The sequence below is a fragment of the Arcicella sp. genome, assembly GCF_964672035.1.
In genome coordinates, this window is record NZ_CBABQS010000017.1 from 12,041 (window position 1) to 25,781 (window position 13,741).

Annotated in this window: 10 protein-coding genes; 4 read left to right on the forward strand and 6 right to left on the reverse strand. The window is 36.2% G+C overall.

The features are described from left to right. Positions 1-27 precede the first annotated feature (27 nt). Both AC1W31_RS06870 and AC1W31_RS06875 read right to left on the reverse strand, forming a co-directional pair. The gene (locus AC1W31_RS06870) at positions 28-1,059 is read right to left on the reverse strand and encodes a WD40/YVTN/BNR-like repeat-containing protein (protein WP_481733678.1); all 1,032 of its coding nucleotides are present in this window, start codon (positions 1,057-1,059) and stop codon (positions 28-30) included. 128 nt (positions 1,060-1,187) lie between these two features. Beyond that, positions 1,188-3,614 carry a T9SS type A sorting domain-containing protein gene (locus tag AC1W31_RS06875; RefSeq protein ID WP_481733679.1) on the reverse strand — a complete coding sequence of 809 codons (2,427 nt, stop codon included), beginning with the start codon at positions 3,612-3,614 and terminating at the stop codon, positions 1,188-1,190. A 466-nt stretch (positions 3,615-4,080) separates the two neighbouring features. Here AC1W31_RS06875 and AC1W31_RS06880 point away from each other — a divergent pair, with 466 nt between their 5' ends. The 3 genes from AC1W31_RS06880 (at position 4,081) to carA (ending at position 9,288) form a co-directional block, all read left to right on the forward strand. Continuing rightward, positions 4,081-5,733, forward strand: coding sequence for a fatty acid--CoA ligase (locus AC1W31_RS06880; RefSeq protein WP_481733680.1), 1,653 nt, complete (start codon positions 4,081-4,083; stop codon positions 5,731-5,733). 139 nt (positions 5,734-5,872) lie between these two features. Next, positions 5,873-7,390, forward strand: coding sequence for a DUF1593 domain-containing protein (locus AC1W31_RS06885; protein WP_481733681.1), 1,518 nt, complete (start codon positions 5,873-5,875; stop codon positions 7,388-7,390). An 800-nt stretch (positions 7,391-8,190) separates the two neighbouring features. Beyond that, positions 8,191-9,288 (forward strand): glutamine-hydrolyzing carbamoyl-phosphate synthase small subunit, encoded by a 1,098-nt coding sequence (gene carA, locus AC1W31_RS06890; RefSeq protein ID WP_481733682.1) that lies wholly within the window; start codon positions 8,191-8,193, stop codon positions 9,286-9,288. 70 nt (positions 9,289-9,358) lie between these two features. Here carA and AC1W31_RS06895 read toward each other — a convergent pair whose 3' ends face one another. The 4 genes from AC1W31_RS06895 to AC1W31_RS06910 all read right to left on the reverse strand — a co-directional run bounded on the left by AC1W31_RS06895 (position 9,359) and on the right by AC1W31_RS06910 (position 13,006). Beyond that, entirely contained in the window at positions 9,359-10,780 is a 1,422-nt protein-coding gene (locus AC1W31_RS06895; RefSeq protein WP_481733683.1) for a TonB-dependent receptor, read from the reverse strand. Positions 10,781-10,841: 61 nt separating this feature from the next. Beyond that, the gene (locus AC1W31_RS06900; RefSeq protein ID WP_481733684.1) at positions 10,842-11,774 is read right to left on the reverse strand and encodes an RpnC/YadD family protein; all 933 of its coding nucleotides are present in this window, start codon (positions 11,772-11,774) and stop codon (positions 10,842-10,844) included. Between the two features lie 41 nt (positions 11,775-11,815). Continuing rightward, positions 11,816-12,661, reverse strand: coding sequence for an N-acetylglucosamine kinase (locus AC1W31_RS06905; RefSeq protein WP_481733685.1), 846 nt, complete (start codon positions 12,659-12,661; stop codon positions 11,816-11,818). A 117-nt stretch (positions 12,662-12,778) separates the two neighbouring features. Then, positions 12,779-13,006 (reverse strand): cytochrome b5 domain-containing protein, encoded by a 228-nt coding sequence (locus AC1W31_RS06910; protein WP_481733686.1) that lies wholly within the window; start codon positions 13,004-13,006, stop codon positions 12,779-12,781. A 144-nt stretch (positions 13,007-13,150) separates the two neighbouring features. On the opposite strand from AC1W31_RS06910, the gene AC1W31_RS06915 reads away from it, so the two are divergent. Further along, positions 13,151-13,627, forward strand: coding sequence for a hypothetical protein (locus AC1W31_RS06915; protein WP_481733687.1), 477 nt, complete (start codon positions 13,151-13,153; stop codon positions 13,625-13,627). The last annotated feature ends 114 nt before the right edge of the window (positions 13,628-13,741 follow it).

Consider the following 13,741-nt stretch of genomic DNA (forward strand, 5'->3'; position numbering starts at 1 on the left):
TTCTGTTTCCTTATTGTATGGCAAGTATTATTCTAAAATTTTATCATTCAGCCTATAAATACTTCCCCTTCCCCCTACTGCCCAAATTCCATTTCCCGAAATACTAATGGCATGAAATGGCGTTTTATCAATCATTATCCAAGATTTTCCAAAATCTTTTGAATAGCAAGTCCCCGACGGGCCAACCGCAATCAAGATTTTTTTTTGGTAAATCGAAACACCTTCTTTCAACCCAACAGGAGTTGTTTGCGGAGTATCTTGCCAAGTTTTTCCACCATCAGAAGTCAGCAAAACATTAGGAATTGGCTTCGTAACTTCTTGATAATCACCTCCTACTGCGATTCCATTACGGTCGTTCCAAAACCTTAACCCAAATAAACCATTCGTTTTTCCTGCGGGCATATTGGTTTTCACAACCGACCAAATTTCGCCTTGATTTTCAGTTTTATAGATTTGGGCAAACTCGCCTCCGCCCGTGCATATATAAGCATTCTTACGCCCACTTGTGACAAGACTCGTTCCGCTGGCAGCAAAAGCAGCTTCATTTTCTTGCATTGAAGGAATATTTGCAGGATTAACTGGTAGCCAAGTTTTACCACCATCTTTTGTTTTGATGATAAAGAATTTACCATCAATCGGGTCGCTAAATGCTATGCCATTTTGCTTGTCCCAGAAGTCTATTCCATCAAAGAATATACCTTTCTGAGTAGTTTGATAGACAATTTCCCACGATTTTCCACCGTTGGTTGTTCTGTAAAATTTGGCGTTTCCTTTTTCTGCCTCACCTGCACTCATCAAGATAGCCGTTTGTGAATCGAAAGCATGAACATCTCTAAAATCTAAGATTTCCGCTCCTTTTACTTGATTAGTTTCCCAAGTTTTACCCCCATTTATTGTTTTGATAAACGTTCCTTTTGAGCCACCGATCCAGACAATTTCATTTGAAATAGCACAAACAGCACGAAAACTTGCTTCGGTATTAGCCGCCTGTTTAATCCATTGGGCATTGATTTGAGAGGAAATAAATACAAGGATGAGAATGAAGGATATTTTTTTCATTTTAAGAAATTTATTGGTTATTTATGAAACTAATTGCTTCGAGCTAAGGCTCTTTTTAGATACGAAGATAACGAAAAAAGCCTTCCCATGTGAATTGAGAAGGCTTTTTTAAAATTATAAATCTAAATCTATCTATCAATAATAATACGTTTTGTCAGATCAAAACCATTAGCTTTGAAACGTAACATATATTCACCTTCCGTTTGATTTCTTAAATCCAGAATTAATTTTCCTTTTACTGATGGAACGCTTCCTGTATAAATTAATCTCCCCAAAAGGTCATAAATGATAATCTCCGCATTGTCATAATCCGCTAACGTTTCAATGGTCAATAAACCGTTGCTTGGATTAGGATAAATAGAAAGTCCTTTAAAATCTGGGTCTTCTTTAAAAGTAAATAGTTTTACAAAATTAGAGAAACAAGACAAAGTGTTCGTTGGAGATGGCACTGTAAATACTGTTTTTCTGCGTGCTGTATAATCTCCATAACGATTGGCTTTAATAACTGCTTCTTTAAAGGTCAAAACTTCTGTTCCAAATCTCCATTCATAATCTGTTCCATCAGGGAAGTTTACGGCTTTCAAGGTAAATGTACCATCTTTGGCAATACTTGAGGCTGATACGTCTGGATTATCTTTTACAACAATTGTTAATGGAATTGATTTTGGCGAAACACAACCCGTAACTGCATCCTTCACAGTAGCAGTATAGTCACGTGAAATATCAACAAATTTACCATCGGCACCAATTGCTGTCAATGGTAAGGTTTTTCCAACAAAGCCCGTACTCCAAGTGATAACGTTTGTACTTGTTGATGAAATAGTTGCTACTAAATTAACGGTGTTTGGTTTTGTATAATCATCATTACTTCTTGAACAGAAAGCTAAAGGGCCATCAGCCGCAACAGTTGGTGCAATCGGTAATGGTAAGGCGATGGTCGTAATTGGGTCGGATGCTGGCGACAAACAATTCCGTGGGTCAAGTACACGAACGGTGAAGGTTGCCGAAGTCTTAACGGTCAAAGATTTCGTTGAATCTGTGGTATTCCAACGGTAACGAGTTACTTCGCCATTTGCTAAATTAGAGGCTGTCAAAATAACACTTTGATCAGCACAGAAAGAAAGTGGTCCACCTGCCGTAATCGCTGGTTTTGCAGGAAGTGCATAAACCGTAACTTTCACAGGATCAGAAGTTGGTGAAAGACATAAATTTGCATCTCTAACAGCAACCGTAAAATCTCCCGAAGCACTGATGGTAATGGCACGAGTAATCGCAGCGTTACTCCAAATATAAGCAGTATTTGGTGTTGAAGTTAACGTTACATTACCACCGCTACAAAATGCCAAAGGCCCACTGGCTGAAATAACAGGTTTTGTGGGTAAATTGAAAACGGTAATCGTTGTGGTATCAGATGCTTTTGATATACAACCACTCGTATCAATTACTTGAACGGTATATTTTCCAACCGTACTAATATTTTTGATGCTTGGCGTTATGGCTCCGTTGCTCCATTTATACTTGAAACCTAATGAGGAAGTTAAACTCAAAGTATCTCCTTGACAAATTGCCGCTCCTTTTTTAGAAGGCGTAATTACTGGTTTTGCAGGAACTCTTAATGTTCTTAATGAAACTACATCCGACAAAGGTGATTTACAACCCAATCGGCTTTCCATCGTTTGGACTTGAATTTTTGCGGTTTTGTTGAATGCTTTAATGAAACTTTTTGCACCCAAACTATCTTGCTTTGTACCATTAACGTACCATGAGTAGCTGGTTACAAATTGAGAACTATCCGCTTTTAATGAAACCGTTTTATCTTCACAGAAAACAGTATCACTGGCAATTACTTTTGGTTTTTGTACTGAATAAAATTCTGCATAAACTTGCCCTTTTGCATATACAGGTATTTGTGGACAGTCTGGAGAAATTACTGATAAGTAATAATATCCAGAAATTTTTGCTTTCAATGTTGGCGAACCTTGCCCAATAGTGGTATTATCAATTAAACTCCCAAGAGTAGGAGTTTGAACAATACCTCTTTCCCAACGATAAATAAATTTCGGGTCGGTAAGACTTGATTGTAAAGTAATTAATTCACCGTCACAAACCACTTTTTTGTCCTGTGTAATAACAGGTTGGAAACTTGGAGCTGACAAATATTTGATAAACAGCGTTTGAGAAGGAGCACTTTCTTCGCCAAATTCCGTACAAGTAGCGTAAACAGAAATGTCAAAAAGTACGTCTAAATATTTTTTGTTCCCGACATTATTTCTGCCAAGATTACTCTTGTCGCCAGCATTATACCACTGAATAAAGCCATTTCCGCAACCTTGCGATTGTAAGATAACAGAGCTTCTGGCATCTCCTGCTGATTGATAACCGCATCTATCTACTCCCAAATAGGTAACGCCTGGAGATGCTGGTGGAATTGCTACTTTAGTGGTCTTTTTAGCGGAGGGATTTTCTTTGTCGTTTGGCGACTTATTTGCCCAAGAGATAACAGACATTGCCACAAAAAGGAGGGCTAACAAGGTCTTATTAGTAAGGTTGCTCATAATTAATAATATTTGGATAAGAATTGTAGGTTAAGATTAAAACCAGTATAATATGTTAGTAATTCAGAAAATAAATTAATTAAATAAAAGTACTGTTTGTCTAAATTTCAGATTTAATTTAAAATATTGGTAAATTTAAGCTAAGAACGGGTATAAACCATAGAAAAATATTCAAACTTTTTAAACGGTCAGTTCATTTTAAAAATCTAAGGTTTATCCACAAACATTATCTAAAATTATAACTGCTTGATATGTTGAGAATTAAGTTTTCCCTCCTAATAACAGCGTTGGGTTATTTAGTTAGAGACGGTTTTGGGGATTAAAAGGTTGTTTCTGTTTATCAAAAATATACTTTTTTTAGGAAAAATTCACTACATCGAAAAATAAAGTCTCTTTCTACACTTTCTACGTATGTTTTATTATCTTTGAAAAACATTAATCATTTTACATATTTTATGATAATTCTATGAAGGTCAGAAGATTACCCTCAGCCAGTAGAGCCTTTAAATTTCCACTACTCATCAAAAGTATTTTGGCTTATTCTACTATGATTGAACCTGAAAACGAAATAGTTTATAAAGACCAAGTAAGATACAACTATTTTGAGCTAAATCGGCGGGTAAGAAAACAAGCTAATGTTTTTAAAAAATTAGGGCTTGATGGTGGCGAAACCATTGCGGTTTTAGACTACGATTCGCATCGTTATTTAGAGTGTTTTTTCGGAATTCCAATGACGGGAAATGTTCTTCATACCATCAATTGGCGTTTATCTGCCTTACAAATTCTTTACACAATCAATCATGCTAAAGATGTTGTAATTATCTGCCATTCAGACTTTTTGCCTTTATTAGAATCCTTATCGAAGGAAATGAAAACGGTAAAAAGTATTATCGTCTGCGCAGATGGTGGAGAATATTCAAAAGACATTTCTTTACCAATTGTGGGTGAATATGAAGAGTTATTGAGTAAAGAATCTGATGTTTACGATTTTGAAGATTTTGACGAAGATGCGGTGGCAACAACATTCTATACGACAGGTACAACAGGAAACCCTAAAGGTGTTTATTTTACGCATCGTCAATTGGTTTTGCATACCTTGTCCGTTGGACTTACATTTAGTGCGATTGATGGTGCTTGTCGGTTCAATAATTCGGATGTTTATATGCCACTTACGCCCATGTTTCACGTCCACGCATGGGGATTCCCTTACGTGGCAACCTTGTGTAATACCAAACAAGTTTATATCGGAAAATTTGACCCAGAAACGGTTTTAAAGTGTTTTGTCAAAGAAAAAGCGACATTTTCTCATTGCGTTCCAACCATTCTACAGATGTTTGTTTCGCATCCTGCCACCCAAAATATTGACCTTTCTAAATGGAAAGTAGTCATTGGTGGTTCTGCCTTACCAAAAGTACTGGCAAAAGCAGCGATTAAACGGGGTGTGGATGTGATTACGGGTTACGGAATGTCCGAAACTTGTCCCATTCTTTCAACAGTTTATGTCAGTCCGAAAGACAAACAAAACCCTGATATTGATTTTCAAGTAGAAGCTCGTACTCGTTCGGGAACGCCCGCAATGTTTGTGGATTTGAGGCTTATAGATGACGAAGGAAATACTGCGCCAAAAGACGGTGAAACCATTGGTGAAGTTACCGCACGAACGCCTTGGTTAACGCAAGGTTATTTTAACGAACCCGATAAATCAGAAGATTTATGGCATGATGGCTGGTTGCACACCGGTGATGTAGCTACGATGAATTCAAATAATTCATTAAAAATAACCGATCGAATTAAAGACGTTATCAAAACGGGGGGCGAATGGGTAAGTTCTATTGATTTAGAAAATATGATTGGACAACACGAAGCCGTCCAAGAAGTGGCCATTGTGGGCATTCCAGACGCAAAATGGGGTGAACGTCCACACGCAATGATTGTTTTGAGGGAAGGGAAAAACATGACGAAAGAAGATCTAAAAACCTTTATGCAACGTTATGTAGATGACAATACCATCACTGCTTGGACCATTCCAAGCTCAGTAGAATTTGCTTCTGCGATTCCCAAAACATCCGTTGGAAAATTAGATAAAAAAGTAATTCGGGCTACTTTATTGACTGAATAAAAATATTATATAAATGCTTGATTACATAAACCTTGCTTAGTTTCTGAGCAAGGTTTTTTGTTTTAGTAATAATTTGATATACATTTGAAGGCATTGCAATTGAGTTACGCATTACAATGCCATAATCCAAAAACAAATAATGAAAAAAGCCTTATTCTTAGTGCTGTTATGGCTGTTGACTACAAGTTCCAGCGAAATAAAAGCTCAAAATAACCTTGAAAAACCAAGAACAATCGTGACGACCGATGGTGAAATTGACGATGTAGATTCTTTTATCAGAATGTTGTTGTATGCGAATGAATACCACATTGAAGGATTAATTTATAGCAGTTCGATGTGGCATTATAAAGGCGATGGAAAAGGAACAAAGATGATTTCTGAGATGGAAATGACTAAGAAAATGTACGGCGAAAAAACTGATTTACGTTGGGCCGGCGTAACTTGGATGCAAGAGTTGATTGATGCTTATGCAAAAGTCTATTCCAATCTCAGTAAAAATGCAAAGGGTTTTCCAACGGCTTCATCCTTAAAAAGTTTAGTAAAAGTGGGCAATATTGATTTTGAAGGAGAAATGGATTACGATACCGAAGGCTCAAATCTTATCAAAGATAAACTCCTTGACGATAACATGACACCTCTTTATTTACAAGTTTGGGGTGGTACAAACACCATTGCAAGAGCATTGAAATCAATTGAAGACCAATATAAAGACACTAAAAATTGGCAAGAAGTCTATAAAAAAGTGTGCAGAAAAGCCATTATTTATGCCATTCTTGACCAAGATGCAACCTATAAAAAGTACGTGGCTGTTAATTGGAAAGATATTAAAGTTTACTATAATTCGCATCAATTTGCTTGTTTGGCTTATCCCTGGCAAAAACAAGTACCAACACAATTACACCCATTTTTGGAAGGCAAATTTATGGGCGAACATATTATTAATAATCATGGAGCTTTGACAAAAATGTATTATAGCTATGGTGATGGGAAAAAACAGGCGGGAGATGATGAGAATATTCACGGTGATATTACCAAATTAAAAAATGCTCAATGGGGCAGTTTCGGGCAGTATGATTTTATTTCAGAAGGTGATTCTCCTGCATTTCTGCACTTGATTAATGTGGGTTTAGGTAATCTTGAAAATCCACAATTTGGTGGTTGGGGCGGGCGTTTGAGTCAATCCAAAACTAACCCAAATCGTTGGGAAGACGGTGAAGAAATTGCTGATTTTAATCCATTTACCCATAAATTAGACTTGGCATATCCTCAAACTCGTTGGTTGGAAGCACTTCAAAACGATTTTGCCGCTCGGGCAGATTGGTGCGTAAAGGGTTTCAAAGATGCCAATCACGAGCCAAATATAAAATTAAATATTCCCTCAAATTTATCGGCAAAACCAAATAGTACCGTAAAATTGAGCGGAACGGCAACTGACCCCGATGGTAATAGTTTGAAATATCATTGGTGGCAATATGACGAAGTGGACACGCACAGCGGTAAAGTTTCCATTCAAAATGCAGATAATAATAATGCTTCATTTAAAATGCCGAGCGATATTAAAAAGGGGGAAACCATACATCTAATCTTAGAAGTAAAGGACGGGGGAAGTCCACAATTGACTCGTTATCAGCGGGTTGTGGTGAAGGGGAGTAATTAGAGGGCTAAGTACTATTTGTCTTCAAAACATAGTATTTCCCTTTAGTAATTTCTGAGTCAATCTGACATTCAAAATCAATCAAAGTTCCTCTGCGTTGAATATTTCTTAATCCAGAACCAGATTGACTCAATTTATTTTTATGACCAATGAATAGTCAAAACCTTTGCTGTTATCGGATATTTGTAGGGTAAAACTATTGGGCACATAATCCAAGACAACTTTATTAACCTTAGCTCCAGCGTGTTTTAACGCATTATTTAAAATTTCCTGTACATCAGTCCAGAAAATTAAAGTAACATTTTAGATAAAATTTAACAAAATATTCTACCCACACAAAACAACATAGATCCAAAGGTTCTTCATCAAACACGCATCTTGCATCCCGAAAAAGAAGAAAAAGATGGTACTAACTTGTACTCGTTTTTGATGGATCCAGTGATTAAAGGAGCTAATTACGACATTGGGTCACTTATTAAAAAAATGTACATAGCAAAAAAAGTAGCTGAATATTATAAACAATTTGAGGATGCATTAACTAAAGAAAATGATTGCACGATTTACACGATGATACAATCAAAAGATTGATAACAAAAATAATTTGTCCAAAAATCATTTATGCGTTATCTTTGCAGAAGAATTAAAAATTTCAAAAACTTAATGAACAAAAACTGGAAAATTGCCGAAGATTTACCTTCAATGAAAGGCATTTTGTGGTTTTAATGATATTTTAGGAGGTCAAGTTTATTGACCTCCTTTTTTGTAATTAAATCGAACCAAGTAATAAAAAAAGCAAGGATATAATGAAAGTAACACAAAGCCAACCAGCCATTTTGTTGTTGGAAGACGGTACATTTTTTAAGGGAAATGCGCTCGGAAAAATCGGGACGAATGGTGGAGAAATTTGTTTCAATACGGGCATGACGGGCTATCAGGAGATTTATACTGACCCTTCTTATTTTGGACAAGTGGTTATCAATACCACTTCACACATTGGGAATTACGGAATTGTTGAAAATTTGGAAGCAGAATCTTCGTCTGTGAAGATTTCGGGCATGGTTTGTAATGAATTTTCACCGATTCATTCACGCAAAACGGCCGATGATTCACTTCAAAATTACTTTGAAAAAGCTGGAATTGTGGGCATTTCGGGCGTGGATACTCGCCAAATTGTGCGTCATATCCGTGAAGCAGGAGTGATGAATTGCATCATTTCTTCGGAAATTTTAGATGTAGAGGAATTGAAAAAAGAATTGGCTAAAATTCCGCCAATGGAAGGATTAGAATTGTCTTCGCAGGTATGTACGCAAGAGAGTTATTTCTTGGGCGAACCCGATGCTGAACACAAAGTTGCGGTATTGGATTTGGGTGTAAAGAAAAGTATTTTGAGTAATTTAACTGATAGAAATTGTTATTTAAAAGTATTTCCTGCTAAAACATCTTTCGAAGAAATGAAAGCGTGGAATCCCGATGGTTATTTTGTTTCAAATGGCCCTGGCGACCCAGCCGTAATGCCTTATGCAGTGGAAACGGTAAAACAAATTGTGGAGGGTAACAATCCAACATTTGGGATTTGTTTAGGACATCAAATATTGGCGCAAGCTTCAGGACTTTCGACGTATAAAATGAAGAATGGGCACCGTGGCTTGAATCATCCTGTGAAAAACTTAATCACTGGACTTTCAGAAATTACTTCTCAAAATCATGGTTTTGCCGTTGAGATGAAAGAACTGGAAGCAGCTGATAATGTGGAACTTACGCACATTAATTTGAACGACAAAACGGTTGAAGGTTTACGCAGAACGGATAAACCCGCTTTCTCGGTACAACATCATCCAGAGGCTTCTCCTGGCCCGCATGATTCACGTTATTTATTCGATAATTTTGTTGCAATGTTGTAGATAAATTTTAGGGAATAAATAAAATTTAAAATCCCTCAATTTGTAAAAATTTGAGGGATTTTTTCTGAATTTATATTTCAATCTCGCAAGGATAACCAAACAAGCATTTTTCTTTTACCAACTTCACTACTACGGGTGGCACAAATTCTTCCCATCCCGTTTCACCCGATTGAATCTGCGCTAAGACATCATCCGTTTTAATACTCAATAATTTTTTATCATAATTCTGAATATCCGTAACCTTATCATTGTCTTGTAAATACTGAAAAAGTCCTTTCAAATGGGTCGGAGGAATAAATTCATTCGTTGTAACCATATCTCCGTTATCATCCATCGTTGGGTGCAAATAGAGTTTGATTTTAGGCGCAAAAAGCGTTGAAAATGCTGCTAAAATGCCTCCTGATATATTTGTATAGTGTTTTTCTTCAAAAATGTATTCCAAATTGGGCATTCCCAAAATTAAGCCCATTCGCAATTTTGTAAAATCTGCCAAATATTGAACTAAGCGATAATATTCATGGAAATTAGAAATTAGCACGGTTTGCCCCAACGAACAAAGAATATCAACCCGGTCAAGGAAATCTTTTTCATTGATTTGTTCATTACCTGCTTGTAAGTTTTTAAGCGTTAATTCTGCTAAAAGTACAACTTTGTCGTCATCAACATCTATTTCATTTTCAAACTGTTTCAAGCCTTTTTTAATCATATCCAATGAAACATTTGTCACGGGTCTGAAACGTCCACGCACTGCCACGATGTGTTTTTTGTAAAATGCTTCTGACGGTTGCATTACGTTGCCATCAGGACCAAAAAGTGCGGCATTGGTAAAGCCATTTTTCACTAAATGCAAAGACATGACACGGTCATCAACATTATCGAAATCTTTGCCATTAAACCGAATCATATCAATCTCAATACGGTCGGATGAAAGGTCGTCCATCAGCGATTGCAACAGAATTTCGGGTTTTTCGTAATAATAAAAACAGCCAAACATCAAATTGACTCCAATGATACCTAAAGCCTGTTGTTGAAGCACATTATCATTATCCTTCATCCGCACGTGAATAACGACATCGTTAGGCTCGCCGTTAGGTTCAAGTTGAAAACGCAGGCCAATCCAGCCATGAGGATCGTTGGTTTTCTGATAATTTAAGGCAGAAACTGTATCGGCAAAGGCAAAAAATGTACGCTCAGAAGCCATTTCTGTAAGGCGAACGTTCAATAATTTATACTCACGATTGAGCATTTTATTCAATCGAGCCTCCACCACATATCTACCCGATTGTTCTTCCCCGTAAATCGCATCCGAAAATGCCATATCGTAAGCTGAAATTGTTTTAGCAATAGTTCCCGATGCTCCGCCTGCCTTAAAAAAATTTGCTGCTACATCCTGCCCAGCCCCAATTTCAGCAAAAGAGCCATAAATTAAGCGGTCAAGATTGATGCGAAGAGCCTTCTGTTTGGTTCCTATGTTTCTATCGTATGTAAGCATATATTTTATATTTTCAATGACAAATAAAAATACCGTCTGATAATTGTCAAACGGTATTTTTTTATGATAACGAAGTTCTTACTTTTTTAACATAATCCACTTCTACACCAGCTAACAAAGCGATTTTTTCATCTGAAAATTCTGTTTGTATAATAAGATTTTGTGTAAAAATTGAGTTTTTTTCTTCTCTTTCTTCTTCTCTTCCTTCTTCTCTTCCTTCTTCTCTTCCTTCTTTCCGTGCCATCCGTCTTTCACGGTCTAATACAAATTCTTTTAAGCCCATAGTATTTGGTCGGTTTGTAATGTTATCTAATTCATCATCAAATTTAATGATTAATTCTTTACTTTCAAAACGAATATATAGCTTCAAAAAGCGTAATAAAGCATCTATTTTAGGTTTTGAATAGTTCTTTTTTAGCAGTTTTTTTACTAACTCAATCTTCAAATCAAATAATGATTCATCTGAAATTGCTCCCTTTTTTAAAGCAGTTTGCACAACCAAAATCACAGATGCAAAGGGATTATTACGCTCTTCCAACTCTTTTATATCAGCATCCAAAACTTTGTAGGTCTTAAATCTGAAATTTAAAGAAGTATCTAAAAACTCTCGCTCATATTTACTCGGGCGAAAGGTTTTACTTTTATCCGTCAAGATGGCTAAACTTGCAATATCTCTATCGTATTTATCCAAAATTCGATAGTAATACGTAAGCATACGCCGCTCAAATTGTTTATCAGTACTACCTTGCACTTCAATATGAACCAAAATCCATTCTTCTTTTCCAAATTTAGTGTAAACCTTCAACAATTTATCAACGTATTTAGGACTAAATTCATCCTGTGTATTCGGAAAAAGTTGTTCTAATTCCTTATCCAAAAAAGAGATTTTCCGATTGAAATCTAAAATTTCTTCGGCATTTGGGAAAAAGAATTTTAGAAAATCATCTGCAAGGTCTTCAATTAATGCTTTCCATAAGGCATCGTCTCGTTTCATAAGGTAATTTTTGCGGTAAAATTATTTCTTCAAAGATACATTTATTTTGATTTATGAAACAAGGTCAAACCTGCAATCGGACTCTCCATAATTACACCAACGGTACAGCCTTTATCGGTAGCTACTCTTCTTAAAATATCGGAATAATAAAACGCTACCGAACCCGTAAAATGAATTTTATACTGCTTAACATCAGGATATTTCAAGAGATATTTTTCAAAAAACAAGCCAAAAGCATCACTTATCAAATGATGAACGAATGGGTTTTGACGATTATTAAAAAGAAACTTTGAAAATGAAGCAAAATAACGGTTGGGGAAAGGCTTTTGATACCCATTTTCGATAATTTCTAAACGGTCAATTACGCCATATTTTTTTTCAAATTTCGCTCGCAATTCATCGGGAAATTCTTTATGCAAATAACTCAAAATCAACTGTTTTCCTAAATACCCTCCCGAACCTTCATCGCCCAACCAAAAACCTAAAGGTGGCACTTGAAATGCTATTTTTTCGCCATCATAAAAACATGAATTCGACCCAGTTCCTAAAATGCACGCAATGCCCGCTTCGTGTCCACACAAAGCATGAGCCGCCGCAAGTATATCCGAGTGAACCTCTACTTTTTGCGCAGATGGGAAAATAGTTAAAATTGCTTGACGAATTATCTCGGATTTCTCCTCATTGGTTACACCCGTTCCATAATAGAAAACCTCCGAAACTTTTCCTTTTACGTTTGGAAGCAAGTTTTCGGTTAATTCTGCGGTAATAGAATCAAGGTCTTGGTAATATGGATTCAGCCCAATTGTTTTGCACTGAGAAACCTGTCCATCCTCGGCAATCATTCGCCAATCGGTTTTTGTTGAGCCACTTTCTGCGATTAAAATCATGTTTGTTATTTTCAATTATTAAAATTAGTATTACCAAGTAATGCAACCTTTTATATGGTTTATTCGGTCTTTAAAGTAACAAAATAAACCATTATTTTTTCTGAAAGTCTTAACGACTCAAATCAGTTTTCCAATTACTTCAAATTTGTCAAAAACGGTTTCAGTGTGTGGTGCATCGGGAAGTTCATCGGTAAGGTCTTGACCCGCCCAATGTTCATAATGTTTGCCATTTCTCCATAGACGAGAATTAGTTACATCGTATATTTGTCCACGAAATGCCACCCAAATTTCGTCACGGTCTTGACCATTGCGAAGGGCTAATTGAGATTTTGTATATTCTTTCAAAATAAATATATCTTTATAAACGTTTAATTATCAATTAGTTACTTTAATTTTCAAATTTTCAAAATCTTCAAATCTTCAAATTCATTTGCTGATTACAAATTATTTTATCATTTTTATCTTTTAAATAAAAATCTAATAATCATTATGAGAAAATCATTTCTTTATTTGCCTATATTATTTGCTTTTATGTTAGTAGCAATCAGTTGTGGCAAAACAGCTACACCCGAACCAACTGCAACAGAAAACTTGACAAAAACTTGGACTGTGAGCATTGCAAAAGAAGCTGGCACACAGGTATATCAAAAAGGAGGAACTACCAATACTGTCCCAGGTTATAGCGGCTATCGTCTTGGACTTGCTACTGCCAGTGCTGCCACTTTAAGCGCTGTTGATGGTACTACCTTTACGGGTACGTGGGCATTATCTTCGGACAATAAAACTTTAACGTTATCAAACTTGAAGAATAGTTCAGGAGCAACTCCAACGGGTTCTAATCCTGCGGGAACGATTGTTTATAATATTACTTCAACGATTACCGCCACTACTGTTACGCTTGAAACGGCTTCGCCCGATTTGAAAGCTGGTAGTAAAATCGTGAATTTACAATTAGTGAATCCATAAACCAAATACAAATAAATTTTGAAAGCCGTTCTGAAAGGAATGGCTTTTTTGTGTTTAGATTTTATGGATTTAGACATTCTATAATTAAAAGCCCGAATCTAACTCCTTACCCCT